The 16,639-nt window shown below is 56.9% G+C and carries 15 protein-coding genes; 5 read left to right on the top strand and 10 right to left on the bottom strand.

What is annotated here, in order from left to right; genetic code table 11:
* Together AC6I8A_RS01625 and AC6I8A_RS01620 are read left to right on the top strand one after the other, a co-directional pair.
* On the top strand, positions 1 to 993 hold the full coding sequence (locus AC6I8A_RS01625) for an ABC transporter ATP-binding protein (protein WP_256698142.1): 993 nt from the start codon (positions 1 to 3) through the stop codon (positions 991 to 993).
* A gap of 108 nt (positions 994 to 1,101) precedes the next feature.
* Positions 1,102 to 2,727, top strand: coding sequence for a Na/Pi cotransporter family protein (locus AC6I8A_RS01620; protein WP_497817914.1), 1,626 nt, complete (start codon positions 1,102 to 1,104; stop codon positions 2,725 to 2,727).
* A gap of 43 nt (positions 2,728 to 2,770) precedes the next feature.
* On the opposite strand, the gene gntU is transcribed toward AC6I8A_RS01620, so the two are convergent.
* The 3 genes from gntU to gntR all read right to left on the bottom strand — a co-directional run bounded on the left by gntU (position 2,771) and on the right by gntR (position 5,788).
* Entirely contained in the window at positions 2,771 to 4,111 is a 1,341-nt protein-coding gene (gene gntU / locus AC6I8A_RS01615) for a gluconate transporter (protein WP_497817913.1), read from the bottom strand.
* A 2-nt stretch (positions 4,112 to 4,113) separates the two neighbouring features.
* The gene (gntK, locus tag AC6I8A_RS01610; protein WP_497817912.1) at positions 4,114 to 4,650 is read right to left on the bottom strand and encodes a gluconokinase; all 537 of its coding nucleotides are present in this window, start codon (positions 4,648 to 4,650) and stop codon (positions 4,114 to 4,116) included.
* Between the two features lie 142 nt (positions 4,651 to 4,792).
* Positions 4,793 to 5,788, bottom strand: a complete 996-nt coding sequence (gntR, locus tag AC6I8A_RS01605; protein ID WP_154194851.1) for a gluconate operon transcriptional repressor GntR — start codon at positions 5,786 to 5,788, stop codon at positions 4,793 to 4,795.
* A gap of 176 nt (positions 5,789 to 5,964) precedes the next feature.
* Here gntR and AC6I8A_RS01600 point away from each other — a divergent pair, with 176 nt between their 5' ends.
* Entirely contained in the window at positions 5,965 to 7,536 is a 1,572-nt protein-coding gene (locus tag AC6I8A_RS01600) for an AbgT family transporter (RefSeq protein WP_497817911.1), read from the top strand.
* Between the two features lie 227 nt (positions 7,537 to 7,763).
* On the top strand, positions 7,764 to 8,258 hold the full coding sequence (locus AC6I8A_RS01595) for a GNAT family N-acetyltransferase (RefSeq protein WP_265300617.1): 495 nt from the start codon (positions 7,764 to 7,766) through the stop codon (positions 8,256 to 8,258).
* 83 nt (positions 8,259 to 8,341) lie between these two features.
* Here AC6I8A_RS01595 and ggt read toward each other — a convergent pair whose 3' ends face one another.
* Positions 8,342 to 10,093 carry a gamma-glutamyltransferase gene (ggt, locus tag AC6I8A_RS01590; RefSeq protein WP_061718397.1) on the bottom strand — a complete coding sequence of 584 codons (1,752 nt, stop codon included), beginning with the start codon at positions 10,091 to 10,093 and terminating at the stop codon, positions 8,342 to 8,344.
* Positions 10,094 to 10,421: 328 nt separating this feature from the next.
* Between ggt and AC6I8A_RS01585 the strand changes: the two genes are divergently transcribed.
* Entirely contained in the window at positions 10,422 to 10,700 is a 279-nt protein-coding gene (locus AC6I8A_RS01585) for a DUF2756 domain-containing protein (protein WP_479486485.1), read from the top strand.
* Here the strand turns inward: AC6I8A_RS01585 and ugpQ are convergent.
* From ugpQ to livF, 6 genes are all read right to left on the bottom strand, one after another.
* On the bottom strand, positions 10,697 to 11,440 hold the full coding sequence (gene ugpQ / locus AC6I8A_RS01580) for a glycerophosphodiester phosphodiesterase (protein ID WP_154154766.1): 744 nt from the start codon (positions 11,438 to 11,440) through the stop codon (positions 10,697 to 10,699). The genes AC6I8A_RS01585 and ugpQ overlap by 4 nt on opposite strands.
* Entirely contained in the window at positions 11,437 to 12,510 is a 1,074-nt protein-coding gene (locus AC6I8A_RS01575) for a sn-glycerol-3-phosphate import ATP-binding protein UgpC (protein WP_008109908.1), read from the bottom strand. Before AC6I8A_RS01575 ends, ugpQ begins: the two co-directional genes overlap by 4 nt.
* The gene (gene ugpE, locus AC6I8A_RS01570) at positions 12,511 to 13,356 is read right to left on the bottom strand and encodes a sn-glycerol-3-phosphate ABC transporter permease UgpE (protein ID WP_256698131.1); all 846 of its coding nucleotides are present in this window, start codon (positions 13,354 to 13,356) and stop codon (positions 12,511 to 12,513) included. It lies immediately after the preceding gene.
* Positions 13,353 to 14,240: a sn-glycerol-3-phosphate ABC transporter permease UgpA gene (gene ugpA / locus AC6I8A_RS01565; protein ID WP_008109906.1), complete on the bottom strand. Its 888-nt coding sequence runs from the start codon at positions 14,238 to 14,240 to the stop codon at positions 13,353 to 13,355. Before ugpA ends, ugpE begins: the two co-directional genes overlap by 4 nt.
* A gap of 63 nt (positions 14,241 to 14,303) precedes the next feature.
* On the bottom strand, positions 14,304 to 15,620 hold the full coding sequence (ugpB, locus tag AC6I8A_RS01560; RefSeq protein ID WP_256698130.1) for a sn-glycerol-3-phosphate ABC transporter substrate-binding protein UgpB: 1,317 nt from the start codon (positions 15,618 to 15,620) through the stop codon (positions 14,304 to 14,306).
* A gap of 304 nt (positions 15,621 to 15,924) precedes the next feature.
* Complete coding sequence (gene livF / locus AC6I8A_RS01555; protein ID WP_256698129.1) at positions 15,925 to 16,638, bottom strand: high-affinity branched-chain amino acid ABC transporter ATP-binding protein LivF; 714 nt, start codon at positions 16,636 to 16,638, stop codon at positions 15,925 to 15,927.
* Position 16,639 lies beyond the last annotated feature (1 nt).

The raw sequence follows: 16,639 nt of genomic DNA, 5'->3' as shown, positions 1-16,639 counted from the left end.
ATGAGTTATTTGAGCGTCACCCAGCTGAATAAAAGCTACGGCCCAACCGCCATTTTTGAAAACATCGATTTCAGCGCCGAAGAAGGCGAATTTGTCACGCTGCTCGGCCCCAGCGGCTGCGGCAAATCCACGCTGCTGCGCTGCATCGCCGGATTGACCGACGTCGATAGCGGCAAAGTATTGCTGCAAGGTCAGGATATCGTGCCGCTGCCGCCGCAGAAGCGCACCATCGGCATGGTGTTCCAGAGCTACGCGCTGTTCCCGAACATGACGGTTGAGAAGAATGTGGCGTTTGGCCTGAAGATGCAGAAACTGGCGAGCGGCGAGATTCAAAAGCGCGTGATGGAGGTGCTGGCGCTGGTGGAACTCACCGAGTTCGCGCGGCGTTATCCGCATCAGCTTTCTGGCGGACAGTGTCAGCGCGTGGCGCTGGCGCGTTCGCTGGTGACGCGTCCACGCTTGCTGCTGCTGGATGAGCCGCTGTCGGCGCTGGATGCGCGCATTCGTCGCCATCTGCGCGAGCAAATCCGCCATATTCAGCGCGAGCTGAAGCTCACCACCTTGTTCGTTACCCACGATCAGGAAGAGGCGCTGACCATGTCCGATCGCATCGTGTTGATGAACCGGGGCAAGATCGTGCAGAACGGCAACGCCGAAATGCTCTATACCCAACCGGCCGATGTGTTTGCCGCCGGTTTTATTGGCAACTACAACCTGCTGAGCGCCGAGCAGGCAACGCAGCTGACCGGACAGGCTTTCAGCGGCCAGGTCGCGATTCGCCCCGAGTCAATCCAACTGTGCGCGCCGCAGGCTGGCATTCCCGCCACCATCCTCAGCCATAGCTTGCTCGGCAACGTGATTCGCTATCGGGTGCGCGCGCAAAATGTAGAGCTCTCAGTTGATGTGCTCAATCGCAGCGTGGCAGATTTGCATCCCGCTGGCATGCAGATTGGGCTACAGTTAGAGATGTCGACGTTGCGCCAGGTTGCTTAATTTAAACGAAAAAAGGCGACACAACGCGGCGAAGGTTTTACCGGTTGTGCTCACCGTCAGGCTGGCAATCGGTGTGATTTGAGCCTGACGGATGAGGAGCCTCTATACGTGTTAACTCTGCTTAATCTACTCTCCGCCGTTGCGCTGCTGGTTTGGGGCACACACATTGTGCGAACCGGCATCATGCGCGTTTACGGTGCCGATCTGCGTCGCGTACTCAGCCGCAGCGTCGAAAAAAAACCGATGGCGTTTCTTGCCGGCATCGGCGTGACAGCGCTGGTACAAAGCAGTAACGCCACCACGCTGTTGGTTACCTCCTTTGTTGCGCAGAATCTGGTGAGCCTGACGCCCGCGCTGGTAGTGGTATTGGGCGCGGATGTCGGGACCGCGATCATGGCGCGTATCCTGACCTTCGATCTGTCGTGGCTGTCGCCGCTGTTTATCTTCTTTGGCGTGGTGTTCTTCCTCAGCCGTAAGCAAACGCGCGTTGGGCAGCTGGGCCGCGCCAGTATTGGGCTCGGACTGATTCTGCTGGCGCTGCAGCTGATTGTCGCGGCCGCCAAACCGATCACTCAGGCGTCGGGCGTTCAGGTACTGTTCTCAACACTGACCGGCGATGTGATGCTCGATGCACTGATTGGCGCGGTGTTCGCCATCATCAGCTACTCCAGCCTCGCGGCGGTACTGATTACCGCCACGCTGACCGCTACCGGTGTCATCTCCTTCAAAGTGGCGCTCTGTCTGGTGATTGGTGCCAACCTCGGCAGCGGCCTGCTGGCGATGATTAACGCCAGCGGCTCCAATGCAGCGGGCAAACGCGTCGCGCTCGGTAGCCTGCTGTTTAAGCTGATTGGCAGCATCGCCATTTTGCCGTTCGTCAATGTGGTCGCTGACGTGCTGGATAAAATGCCGGTCAAAGATGAAGAGCTGGTCATCTTCTTCCACGTGTTCTACAACCTGATTCGCTGCTTGGTCATGGTGCCGTTTGCCGATCCGATGGCGCGCCTGTGCCGCCGTATGATCGCCGATGATCCTGAAAACGAAACGCATCTGAAACCCAAACACCTCGACAGCAGCGCACTCGATACACCCGCATTAGCGCTGGCTAATGCCTCACGCGAAACACTGCGCATCGGCGATGTGGTCGAGCAGATGATTGAGTCATTCAATAAAGTGGTGCACGGCGACCTGCGCGAAGAGCGCGCGGTGCGGCGGCTGGATGATGATGTTGATGTGCTCTACACCGCCATCAAACTCTATCTGGCGCGTATGCCGAAAGAAGACTTGCCGGAGGATGATTCACGCCGCTGGGCGGAGATCATTGAGATGGCGCTCAACCTTGAACAGGCGGGCGACATCATCGAACGCATGTGTGCCGACGTAGCGGATAAGTCGCTGACCGCGCGCCGCGCCTTCTCTGCGGAGGGATTAGAGGAGCTGCAAACCTTGCAGGAGCAGGTGCTATATAACCTGCGCCTGAGTTTGTCGGTGTTTCTGTCGCACGATGTCACTAGCGCCAAGCGCCTGCGCCGCTCTAAGCATCGCTTCCGCATCCTGATTCGCCGTTTTTCGCACGCGCACGTTGAGCGTTTGCATCTGCAGAATGTGCAAAGTATCGAAACCAGCTCGCTGCATCTGGGTTTACTGGGCGATATGAAGCGTTTAAATTCGCTGTTCTGCGCCGTGGCGTACACGGTTTTAGATCAGCCAGATGATGAGCGGGAAGAGGATTAAATGTCGTTTCGTAGGGTCGCCATTGATGGCGACCACACCAAATTTACGACAACAAACTAAACGCAATCATGCCAACAATCGCGCCGGTGGTGCCCAAAATGGTTTCCATCAGCGTCCATGTCTTCAGCGTTTCGGCTTCGGTGGCGCCGGTGAAGCGGCCAAACAGCCAGAAACCCGCATCATTCACGTGACTGATAATGATCGAGCCACCGCCGATACAGATCGACAGCGCGGCCAGCTGCGCGCCGCTGTAGTGCAGCGGTTCTATCACCGGCATCACTAAACCGACGGTGGTTAAACACGCCACGGTGGCCGAACCCTGAATCACGCGAATCGCGCCAGAAAGGATGAAGCACGCCAGCGCAATCGGCATACCTGCGCCGGTCAACGCATGCCCTAAAACCGGGCCAACGCCCGAATCCACCAGCACCTGCTTAAACACGCCGCCGGCACCAATCACCAGCAGAATAATGCCCGCCGGTTGTAGCGCGCTGCCGCACACCTGCATCACCTTCTCTTTATCCATGCCCTGACGATACGCCAGGCCATAAATCGCCATCAGACAGGCCAGCAGAATCGCGGTGAACGGATGGCCGATAAACTCCAGCCACTCATACAGATGAGAGCCTGGCGTGGTGAAACGTGCACCGATGGTTTTCAGGCCCACCAGCAGCAGCGGGAACAGAATTAACGCCAGGCTGAAGCCAAACGACGGCAGTTTGCCCTCTTCCACTTCCGGCTGATGATCTTCCGGTGGCGCGCTAAAACTAACGTGACGCGCGATAAAGCTGCCAAACAGCGGACCTGCAATCAGCATGCCCGGAATCGCGGCGCACAGGCCCAGCAGAATCATCCAGCCAAAATCGGCGTGCATCTGCGCAGCCAGCAGCATTGGTGCCGGTCCCGGCAGCAGGAACGCAGCGGAAGCCGCAACGCCGGCAAACAGCGGGATCACCAGCTTAACCAAATTACCTTGGGTACGACGCGCTACGGCGAACGCAATGCTGATCAGCAACACTACCGCCACTTCAAAGAACAGCGGCAATGCACAGATCAATCCGGCGACGCCCATCGCATAGTGTGCGCGGCTTTCACCAAAGGTTTTCAACATGCGGATGGCAATCTGATCGACGGCGCCGGTTTCATGCAGGATCTTGCCGAACATCGCGCCCAACGCCACCACAATGGCGAGAAAGCCGAGCGTTCCGCCCATGCCTTTTTCCATGGTTTCAGCGATTTTATCGAGCGGCATGCCGGAGAACAGACCGGCACCAATGGAGACTAACATCAGGGCAACAAAGGCGTGCATACGCGCTTTCATCACCAAAAACAGCAGCAGCAGGACAGAGCCTGCTGCGGTTAACACTAACGTTGCGGTACTCATGACTAACCCTTGTTGATTGCACCCTCAATGGTCGCAACCGTGGCCGCAACTACCTCATCCAGTGAATGATTGATATCAACCACCAGTACATCGGGCTCATCCGCGCCGGGTTCCTGCAGCGTGGCGAACTGCGTCACCAGCATCTGCGGTTTGAAGAAGTGACCTTTACGCGCTTTCAGGCGGGATTCAATGGTTTCGAAATCGCCCTGCAGATAGATAAATTTCAGGTTCTCGTTGCCCTGACGCAGGATATCGCGATAGGACTTTTTCAGCGCCGAACAGACGATGATGGAGATCTCCTGCGTGCGCTGCATGGCAAATGCCGCATCATTCAGCGCCTGCAGCCACGGCTGGCGATCGTTGTCGTCCAGCGGATGGCCATCCGCCATTTTCATGATGTTGCTGCGCGGATGGAGGAAATCCCCATCGAGGAACGCGGTGTTTAACTGGTAAGAGACCTGATTGGCGACGGCAGATTTTCCGCTGCCGGAAACGCCCATCAGGATAAAGACGTGATGCGATGGAGATGGCGTAGTCATTGTTTTGCGCTCCGGCAGTGAATTCTGCCCAATGTTACCGATAACAAATCGAGTTGCCATTGTCAGAGCCCACTGAAAGGCTGGCAACCCTTCTCAGGCGGAAAAGCACGAAAGTGTGAACTGACTCAAAAAATCGCCAAAATCAGATGCTGTCACCTTCGGAGATTTCAAAGCCAACATCCAGCGGTTGCGTCATCGTGCGATCGCCACCAATCCGCGCCAGCAGCATCGCTGCCGATTCGCGTCCCATACGCTCGCGCGGCGTTAACACCGTGGCCAGGCGCGGATTGACCACTTGCGTGATGTCGTGCCCGTGAAAACCAGCAATTGCCATCTGCTCCGGCACACGCAATCCCTGACGCTGACACTCAAACATCGCGCCCACCGCCAGGTCATCGTTGGTACAAAATAGGCTGTCGGTTTCGGGATAACGCTTTTGCGCTTCACACAGCAGTTGCGCGCCGGCGCTGAACGAAGAGGCATCCTCCATCATCACGCTGTGTGGCGTGAGCCCCGCTTCGCGCATCGCTTTTTCGTAGCCCTGCTGCTTCTGCAAGGTACGTTCATCAAGGCGCGCGCCGAGATAGACGGTGTGGCGATGGCCTTTTTTCAGAATAGCATGCGTCATCTGGCGCGCGGCTTCGACGTTATCGAAGCCCACCGCCATATCGAGGCACGGCGTTACCGAATCCATCATCTCAATCACTGGAATGCCCGCCACTTCCAGCATGCGCAGCGTGCCTGGCGTATGGGTACGCTCGGTGAGGATTACGCCATCAATGTTCCAGCCGAGCAGCGAGCGCAGCTGTAGCTCCTCTTTCTGCGCGTTATAACCAAAGTGCGCCACCAGCGTTTGATAACCCGCTTCGTCGGTGACGGCTTCGATCCCGCGCAAGACGTCGGCGAAAACCTGGTTAGTCAGCGAAGGCAGCAGCACGCCGATGGCGCGGCTGGTGGCGTTGGAGAGCATGTCGGGTGCGCGATTGGGGATGTAACCGAGCTCATCCAGCGCCACGGCAATCTTATCGCGCAGCGCTACCGAGACCTGATCTGGGTTACGCAGGTAGCGGCTGACGGTCATTTTTGTGATGCCGACGCGATCGGCAACGTCCTGTAATACCGGTCTTTTCTTCTTCATCTTATGCGCCTGAGATCAGAGATAAACCGAGTTTATCATTTTTTTGTCAGGTGCAGGTTTTGCGGGCCCCCTCCTCAGGCAGAACTAACGAGAATGGTCTTGTAGCCAAGCAGAGAAGGAACAAAGAGCATCGGCAGTCCTGCACAGTAGACTAAATGACGAAAAAAAGGACCATTATGACGGACCATTCCTCTACACCAGCCAAACGCCCAATTGAGCGTTTTCTCAATACCGTTGAGTGGCTAGGAAACTTATTACCGCATCCGATTACGCTCTTCGCGTTGTTTGCATTGTTCATCATCGTCGCCTCCGCGATTGCCGCCGCCTTCGGCGTCAGCGTGATCGATCCGCGCCCGGTAGGTGCGGCGGGCCGCGCACCAGATGGCGTGATTCACGTGGTTAGCCTGATGAGTGCCGAAGGCTTGCAGCGCATCGTCAGCCATCTGGTCACCAACTTCACCGGTTTTGCGCCGCTCGGCACCGTGCTGGTTGCGCTGCTCGGCGTGGGGATTGCCGAGCATTCAGGGCTGCTCTCTGCCGCGATGCGCGCGCTGGTGTTCAACGCACCGAAAAAGCTCATCACCTTCACCATCGTCTTCGCCGGCATCATCTCAAACACTGCGTCTGAACTGGGCTATGTGGTGCTGATTCCGCTAGCTGCGATGATTTTCCACTCATTGGGACGTCATCCTCTGGCGGGTCTGGCAGCGGCCTTTGCTGGCGTTTCCGGCGGCTACAGCGCCAACTTGCTGCTCGGCACCATTGATCCGCTGCTGTCTGGCATCACCCAAAGCGCCGCACAGATTATCGATCCTGACTACCATGTTGGCCCGGAAGTGAACTGGTACTTCATGTTTGTCAGTACCTTCGTGATCTCCATTCTTGGCACCTGGATTACCAACAGCATCGTCGAACCTAAGCTTGGCAAATATCACGACGGCGAAGGCGAGGCGGTGCGTGGCGATATGGGCGCGCTATCGGCAGAAGAACGTCGCGCGCTGAAAGGCGCAGGCTGGGCGGTTCTCGGCGTTACGCTGCTGCTGATTCTGACCGTAATTCCAGGCTATGGGGTGTTGCTCAACCCGAAAACCGGCACGCTGGCGGGCTCGCCGTTCCTGAAAGGCATTGTGGTGTTTATCTTTGTTTTCTTCGCCATCCCCGGCATGGTTTATGGCCGCATGATTGGCAATATGCGCAACGATCGCGACGTGATCAACGCCATGTCTGCCAGCATGAGCAGCATGGGCATGTACATCGTACTGGTGTTCTTTGCCGCGCAGTTCGTGGCGTTCTTTAACTGGAGCAACTTCGGCACCGTGGTGGCGGTGAAAGGCGCCAATTTGCTGGCATCACTGGATATGGGCGCGCCGCTGCTGTTTGTCTGTTTCATCATGATCTGCGGCTTTATCAACCTAATGATTGGCTCCGCCTCGGCGCAATGGGCGGTGACCGCACCGATTTTCGTACCGATGCTGATGCTGGTCGGCTTTGCGCCGGAAGTGACTCAGGCGGCTTATCGCATTGGTGATTCGGTGACCAACGTAATTACGCCAATGATGAGTTACTTCGGCCTGATTATGGCGGTGGCGGCACGTTATCGTCGCGATATGGGCATCGGTACGCTGGTGGCAATGATGTTGCCGTATTCGGTGGTGTTTATGATTGGCTGGACGCTGCTGTTTGTTCTGTGGGTGTTTGTCTTCAACCTGCCGGTCGGGCCCGGTGCAGCAACCTGGTACACCCTGTAAAAGGCAAAAAAAAGCCAGCACCCGAGCTGGCTAAATAATACCTGGAAGCAATGTGAGCAATGTCGTGCTTACCCGGTTGTCAGGAGACGTTTCCGAGCTCGCATGACAATAATAATCATTATCATTCGCGTCTGTAAAGTATTTTTGCGGATTATTTTGCGTTGACGAACGATGTGAATTCCTTGATGTTAAAGGGGATTTATTCCATTTTGCACAAGGAGCGCTCTATGAGTCAGATCGTCATTCGTCACGCCATTCCCGAAGATGCCGCCGCTTTAACGCGCATGTACAGCCAGCCTGAACCGCAGGCCAGCACGCTGCATCTGCCGTTTCAATCGCCAGCGCTGTGGCAGGAACGCCTCAGCAATCCGCGGCCGGGTGTGCAGATGCTAGTGGCGTGTATTGACAATCAGATTGCCGGGCAACTCACCCTTGAAGTGCTGTCAGTGGCGCGCCGTCGCCATGCGGCGACGTTTGGCATGGGCGTCGATTCTGCCTTTCATCGGCGCGGCGTCGGTAAAGCGCTGATGTCAGCGATGATCGATTTGTGCGACAACTGGCTGCAGGTGACGCGCATTGAGCTGACGGTGTTCGCCGATAATCATAAAGCGCTTGGCTTGTATCAGCAGTTTGGCTTTGAGATTGAAGGCACCGCGCGTCGACACGCAATGCGCGACGGCGAAATGGTGGATACGCATTACATGGCGCGCTTGAAAGGTTGATGTGAATGCACAGCTGCCTTGTAGGGTGCGCATTAATGCGCACCTGGAAACCAGGTCGCCGTGAATGGCGACCCTACAAGTGATTAATAACCTGCGCTCAAATCATCCACCGAGCGCGGATCCGATGCGCCATAGCGCGTGCCATCCGGCCCAATCATAATGCTTTGCGTGCTGCCCATCGCCGGCATCACTTTCACATGCTGGCCTTTGGCTTCCAGCAGGCGCAGCGTATCCGGGCTGAAACCTTTCTCCACGCGCAGCTGATCCGGCAACCATTGATGATGGAAGCGCGGTGCGTTGGTCGCTTCCGCAACGTTCATACCAAAATCGATGCTGTTCACCACCATTTGTAGCACGGTGGTGATAATGCGACTGCCGCCTGGGCTGCCGGTCACCAGCCAGGTTTTACCGTCTTTAGCCACGATGGTGGGCGACATCGATGACAGCGGGCGTTTGGCCGGTTGCACCGCATTCGCCTCACCGCCCACTAAGCCGTAGACATTGGGCGTGCCCGGTTTGGCCGAGAAATCATCCATTTCATTGTTCATCAAAATGCCGCTTTGCCCGGCGACAATGCCGCTACCGAAATAGGTATTCAGCGTGTAGGTCACTGCCACCGCGTTGCCATCTTTATCCACCACCGAGAAGTGCGTGGTTTGATTGCTTTCATACGGCGCCAGTTTGCCCGGTTTGATCTCGCTGGATGGACGCGCTTTATTGACGTCAATCTGCTGCGCCAGGGTTTTGGCGTAGGCTTTGCTGGTCAGCGCCTGCTGCGGCACTTTGACGAAGTCAGGATCGCCAAGATATTCCGAGCGGTCGGCATAAGCGTACTTTTCCGCTTCCGCCATCACCTGCATGGCATCGGCGCTGCCAAAGCCAAACTTCGCGAGGTCGAAGTTTTCCAGGATATTGAGGATCTGCACGATGTGAATCCCGCCGGACGATGGCGGCGGCATGGAGAACACTTCGTAGCCGCGATAGGTGCCGCTCACCGGTTTGCGTTCTACCGCGCGATAAGCCGCCAGATCTGGCTTGCCGATCAGGCCGCCGTGCTGTGCCATTTCACCGGCAATTTCATCAGCGATTTTGCCTTTATAGAACGCATCCGGACCTTGCTGGGCAATCAGCTGCAGGCTGTGTGCGAGGTTTTTCTGCACCAGACGTTCGCCCTTTTGGTACGGCTTACCGTCGGCTTTGTAGAAAATCGCACGGCTGTTGTCGTGATTGATCAGCGTCTCTTTGCCGTAGGTGGCGAGATCGTCGGCCAGCGCATCGTTCACCACGATGCCATCGCGCGCCAGTTTAATGGCGGGCGCCAGTAATTTGCTCAGCGGCAAGGTACCGTACTTCTGTGCCGCCAGCGCAAAACCGGCAACGGTGCCCGGCGTGCCTGAGGCTAAGTGAGAAGTGAGTGACAACTTACTATCAGCGTTGCCCTGCTTGTCGAGGAACATATCGCGTGATGCGCGCGCCGGTGCCATTTCGCGGAAGTCGATAGCGGTGGTACGTCCGGATGCGGTACGCAGCAGCATAAAGCCCCCGCCGCCGAGGTTACCGGCCTGCGGATGCGTCACCGCCAGCGCGAAACCCACCGCAACGGCCGCATCCACTGCGTTACCGCCCTGCTTAAGAATATCGACGCCAACTTCTGTCGCCATCGCGTCCACCGATGCCACCATGCCATGTTTGGCTTTTACCGGGTGAAAGGTATCGCTATCAACGCCATACGAAACCGGCGGCGCGTTGGCGGGCGCAGCTTGTGCACCCTGCACCACGGTAAAACTCATCAATAATGCCCAGCCGAACTGCCGCACGTTGCCCTGTATCCTCATCTGCCACCATCCTTTTAAAGTTATTTATACCCTTCATACTTCAAGGTGCAGATGCGTTGGCTGCTCTCGTTCACCCGAATCACTTACTTATGTAAGCTCATCGGGACTCTCTCGTTTGCCGCCTTCCTGCGCCTTGAATTATTTTGGGTATCCATTTGTTATTTATTGATGCAAGTGTTTGCAAACACGGTAAAAAGCGTAGCAGTAAGCTAAATTCGGCGCACTCCTGGATCATAGGTTTGTGATATCGCATAAACTTATGGCTGCAGCGCGTGTTGCCGCATTGGCAGCATCAGCACACAGCAGGCTGCATGAATGGAGGAAGACCATGAACAAATGGCTAATTGTGATCGCAGCATTGCTGCCGTTAAGCAGCATGGCAAATACGTTGAACAGCACCAACGACCCGAACAAACCCGGCTATAACCCGAGCCAGCAGCGGATGCAGTCGCAGATGCAGAGTCAGCAGCAACAGCAGAAGCTCAAGTTGCAGCAGAGTCAGCAGCAGCAAAGTCAGGATGTACAGCGCAAGGTGCAGGAACAGCGGAATAGCGCCCAGCAGCGCGTGATTCAGTCGCAGCCGGGCCAGCAACAGCAGCAGAACTAACGGAAGTCGGGCCCGATAATATCGATGCGATCGGTGCAGATGGCATCGACGCCCCAGCCTAACAGCTCGCGCGCCCGCGCGGGCTGATTCACGGTATACACCAGAATATGCAGACCGGCCGCTTTTAGCTGCGCGGTGCGTTCCGCGTCGAGCAATTTGTGGTTGAGATGGATCGAGACACAATCCAGACGCGAAGTCAGCGCCTGCCAATCGTCGTGCCATTCATCCAGCAGCAAACCACGCGGCAGTTCAGGTGCCGCTTCCATTGCCGCCTCCAGCGCAGCGTAAGAGAATGAAGAGAGCAGCGGCGCGGTTTGTCCTTGCCACAGTTCGCGTGCGGCCAGCGCCACATTGCGTCCGGTTTCCACATCCTGCCCAGTGGTGGGTTTGATCTCGATATTCGCCATCATCTGATGCTGGCGGCAACGCTCGGCCACTTCGCTCAGCAGCGCCAGCGGTTCGCCTTCATAATCGCGGCTAAACCAGCCGCCGGCATCCAGCTGCGACAGCTTATGCCACGACAGCGCGCCCGCCACGCCCCAACCGTTGCTGGTGCGATCCAGCGTGTCGTCGTGCAGCAGGAAAATCTGCTTATCTTCCGATAGCTTGGCATCAAACTCGATCATGGTGTGACCGTGCTGCGCACCGACATCAATCGCCGCGAGGGTATTTTCCGGGGCCAGTTTGCCGCCGCCGCGATGCGCGACAATGTGCGGATAAGGCCAGTTATGTTGACTCATTCCAGACGCTTTCCATAGGTTGAATCGAAGAAGTGTAACGCATCTGATGGCAGATGCAGCCACAAGGTGCTGCCCGCCTGCGGGCGCTCGCTGTGCGGCAAACGTACCACCATGCGTGCATTACCGATGCGGCCGTGCGCCAGATTATCCGCGCCCAGCATCTCCAGCGTCTCCACCACCAGCGGAATACCGCCCGCGTCGCGGCTGCTAAGCTTGATGTGCTCGGGACGAATGCCGAGCGTCAGCGGGCGATTGGCCCATTTGGCTTTGCTTTCGCCCAATAGCAAGCTGTTGAGCGCATCCAGCGTGAAACGCGTGCCGTCGCTGCTGATTTGTCCTGGCAGCAAATTCATGGCGGGTGCGCCGATAAACGAGGCAACAAACTGGCTGGCCGGACGCTCGTACACTTCCACCGGCGTGCCCACCTGCTCCACCACGCCTTTGTTCATGACCATCACGCGCTGCGCCAGCGTCATCGCTTCCACCTGATCGTGCGTCACGTAAATGCTGGTGGTTTTCAGGCGACGATGCAGCTGTTGCAGCTCAAGGCGCATCTGCACGCGCAAGCGCGCATCCAGATTCGACAGCGGCTCATCAAACAGGAAGACCGCCGGTTCACGCACGATGGCGCGCCCCATTGCCACACGCTGACGCTGTCCGCCCGACAGCTCGCGTGGACGGCGATGCAGCAGATGATCCAGCTCGAGGCTGCGTGCCGCTTCCATTACGCGTTGATCGATCTGCACTTTGCCCATGCCGCGAATTTTCAGGCCATACGCCATGTTTTCGCCCACCGTCATATGCGGATAGAGCGCGTAGTTCTGGAACACCATGGCGATGCCGCGATCTTTCGGTTCCATGTTGGTGACGCGTTTGTCGTCGATATAGATATCGCCCGACGATACGCGCTCAAGGCCCGCCACCATGCGCAGCAGCGTCGATTTACCGCAGCCGGAAGGGCCGACCATCACCATAAATTCGCCATCGTTAATGGTGATATTCAGTGGCTGAATGATCTGATTTTTGCCGTCATACGATTTGGTCACGGTCTGAAGGGTTACGCCTGCCATTTATTTATCACTCTCTACCAGGCCACGCACAAACGCACGTTGCATCACGAGTACCACCACCACCGGTGGAATCAGGGTTAATAACATTGCCGCCATCACTTCATTCCACTGCGTCGGCCCGCCGCTGCTGTTGATCATGCTTTTCACTCCGGCGACGGCGGTGCTGAGACTGGTATCGTTGATGATCAGCAGCGGCCACAGATACTGGTTCCAGCCGTAGATGAAGGTGATCACGAACAGCGCGGCGAGATTGGTTTTGGACAGCGGTAACACGATGTCCCAGAAGAAGCGCATCGGGCTGGCACCGTCGATACGCGCCGCTTCAATCAGCTCGTCCGGCAGCGACATAAAGAACTGACGGAACAGGAAAGTGGCGGTAGCCGACGCCATCAGCGGCAGCGTTAAACCGCTGTAGCTGTCGAGCATATTCAGCGTCGAGATCACTTCCACCGTCGGGAAAATACGCACTTCCACCGGCAGCATTAGGGTGATGAAAATCAGCCAGAAAAACAGCGAGCGCAGCGGGAAGCGGAACCACACCAGCGCGAAGGCGGAGAGCATCGAGACGCTGATTTTGCCGATGGTGATGCCGAGCGCCATCAGCAGGCTGTTGAGCATCATCATGCCAAACGCCGGACCGCTGCCATTCACGCCGTGCGTCCAGATACGCGAGATGTTCTCCCACAAATGCGTGCCCGGCAGCAGCGTCATCGGCACCTGATACACCGCCTCGTTATCCAGCGTTGCCGCGACAAAAGCGATGTAGAGCGGGAACAGAATGGTCAGCACGCCCAACACCAGCAAGGTATGGCTGAAGATGTCCAGCCCGCGTCGATTCTCAATCATTGGTATTGCACCTTACGCTCGACAAAGCGGAATTGCAGGATAGTCAGGCCAATCACCAGCAGCATCAGCACCACCGATTGCGCAGCGGAGGAAGAGAGATCCAGCCCGGTGAAGCCTTCGCGATAGATTTTGTAGATCAGCGTGGTGGTGGCCTGCACCGGACCCCCGCCGGTGGCGGCATCGATCACCGGGAAGGTATCGAAGAAGGCGTACACCAGATTGACCACCAGCAGGAAAAAGCTCACCGGCGTGATCAGCGGCAGGGACAAATTGAAGAAGCGACGCACCGGACCGGCGCCATCGATCGCCGCCGCTTCTACCAGCGATTTGGGAATCGACTGCAGCGCGGCGAAGAAAAACAGGAAGTTGTAGCTCATTTGCTGCCAGATCGACGCCAGAACAATCAGGAACATCGCCTGACCGCTGTTTTGCGCGTAGTTCCAGTTGTAGCCCATTTGGTTCAGCAGATGGCTGAACAAACCGAGGCCCGGATTAAACAGGAACATCCACAGCACTGCCGCAACCACCGGCGCCACCGCGTACGGCAGCAGCAGCAAGGTTTGGTAGAGCTTGCGCAGGCGAATTACGTAATCGACCAGCGCCGCCAGCAGCAGGGAAAAGGTCATGCCGCAAATCGTCACCAGCGCACTGAACTCGATGGTGGTCCAAAAGGAGGCCAGATAGTATTCGTCGCTGAACAGGCGCTTAAAGTTCGCCAGCCCAACGAAGGTGCTGGAGATGCCAAAAGGATCGATGCTTTGCAGCGAATACCACAAGGCTTCACCGGCTGGCCACAGGAAGAAGATGGCCGTAATCACCAGTTGCGGCAACAGCAGCAAATAGGGCAGAAAACGGGAGCGAAATACCGGGCGCGATGAGGACATAGCAGGCTCAATCAAAGAAGAAAATCGGGGCGAACGCCAGGCATCTGCCCCGAGATAACGGTGTTACTTCACTTGCTGCTCAAAACGGCGCAGCAGTTCGTTACCGCGTTTCACAGCGTTATCCAGCGCAGCTTGCGGCGCCTGTTTGCCGGTCCACACGCCTTCCAGCTCTTCGTCCACGATGGTACGAATCTGCGGCATGTTGCCCAGACGCATGCCTTTGGTGAACGGCAGCGGATCTTTGTTCAGCATCTGACGCGTGGCGATGTCCGCGCCTGGGTTCTTGTCATAGAAGCCCTGTTGCTTAGTCAGCTCGTACGCGGCGGTGGTGATCGGCAGATAACCGGTTTTCTGGTGCCATTCGGCAGCGATTTCTGGCTGGGCGAGGAACTTCATGAATTCCGCCGCGCCTTTGTAGGTGTTGGCATCTTTGCCTTTCATCACCCACAGGCTCGCGCCGCCAATGATGGCGTTCTGCGGTGCGTTCGGTACGGTTTCATCGTACGGCATCATGCCCACGCCGAAGTTGAATTTGGCGTAGTGTTTGATGTCGGCCAGCGAACCGGAAGACGCGGTGGTGATGCCGCAATCGCCGTTATAGAACTTGGCGGTAGATTCATCTTTGCGACCGAAGTAGGTGAAATCACCCTTCTTGTTCATCGCTTCCAGCATTTCGATGTGGCGCACCTGCACCGGCTTGTTGAATTCCAGCACCGCATCGGTACCGTCAAAGCCGTTGTTTTTGGTGGCGACCGGCAGCGCATGCCAGGCGCTGAAGTTTTCAATCTGAATCCAGCCCTGCCAGCCGCTGGCGTAACCACAGGTCAGGCCCGCTTTACGCAGCGCTTCGGCGTCTTTCGCCAGCTCCTGCCAGGTTTTTGGTGGCTGATCCGGGTTCAAACCGGCTTTCTTGAACGCGTCTTTGTTGTAGTACAGCACCGGCGTGGAACTGTTGAACGGCTGAGAGATCAGCTGGCCTTTGCTGTCGCTGTAGTAACCGGCAACGGCTGGCACGAACTGCTTCGGATCCATCTGCACGCCAGCGTCTTTAAACACCTGGTTGACCGGGACGATAGCTTTGGACGCCATCATGGTCGCCGTACCGACTTCATACACCTGCAGCAGCGCAGGCGCTTTACCGGCGCGCACCGCCGCGATACCCGCCGCTAAGCTCTGCTCGTAGTTGCCTTTGTAAGTCGGAACGATTTTGTAATCGGGATGAGCCTGGTTAAAACGTTGTGCCAGAGAATCAACTTCTTTGCCTAACTCGCCTTCCATTGAGTGCCAGAAAGGGATCTCAGTTGCAGCCAGCGCATTACCGCTGAGCGCCAGACCGAGTACGACACTCATCAGGCGGGGACGAAGCGTAAAAGCGGACATAAGGTTTTTCCTGTGCTGTTAAGTACGCGCGAATGCGCGCATTTTTTAGTTCGCGACGTAACATGACACGGGGAAATGACGGATTAATAACAGGTTTATGACGGCGGTGTGACAGATGGGTTGGGAGTGCTGGCTGGTACGTGCTGGCTGTTCTTTCGTACGTGCAGGCTGTCCCCCTCCTCGGTCCTCCCCCATTAATGGGGGAGGAAGATGCTGCCACATGTCAGTGTTGAAGCTGCGTGTGGCAGCGTCTCCTTCCCCCGCTTGCGGGGGAAGGCCGGGATGGGGGACAGCGAGCACTAACTTACGCGCCTAAATAAGCACTCCGCACCGCTTCGTTGGACAGCAACGCTTCGCCGCTATCCTCCAGCACTACATGACCGTTTTCGAGCACATAACCCCGATCCGCCAGCTTCAGCGCCTGGTTGGCGTTCTGCTCGACGAGGAAGATGGTCATGCCCTCTTTACGCAACTGCTCAATGGTGTCGAAGATCTGCTGGATGATAATCGGCGCCAAACCCAGCGACGGCTCATCCAGCAGCAGCAAGCGCGGCTGGCTCATCAACGCGCGACCAATCGCCAGCATCTGCTGCTCACCGCCGGACATGGTCCCCGCACGCTGCGCTTTACGTTCTGCCAGGCGAGAGAACAGCTGATAAACGCGGTCGATACGCTCCAGATACTGCTGACGCGTGGCAAAGAAGCCGCCCATCGCCAGGTTCTCTTCCACCGTCATGCGCGAAAACACGCGACGGCCTTCCGGCACAATCGCAATCGCTTCACGCATGATTTTCGCGGTTTGCCAGTCAGTGATCTCTTTACCATCAAAAGTGATGGTGCCGCTGGTGGCGCGCGGTTCGCCGCACAAAGTGCCGAGCAGCGTGGTTTTACCCGCGCCGTTGGCACCGATCAGCGTGACGATCTCACCCTGATTGATGTGCAGATTAATGTTGTGCAGCGCCTGAATCGGACCGTAATGGGCGCTGACACTCTGCAAAGTTAAAATCGGGTTTGCCATG

It is taken from the genome of Pantoea sp. X-Soil-ISGK-275 (assembly GCF_059730795.1).
This window is presented reverse-complemented; position numbering and strand designations above follow the sequence as displayed.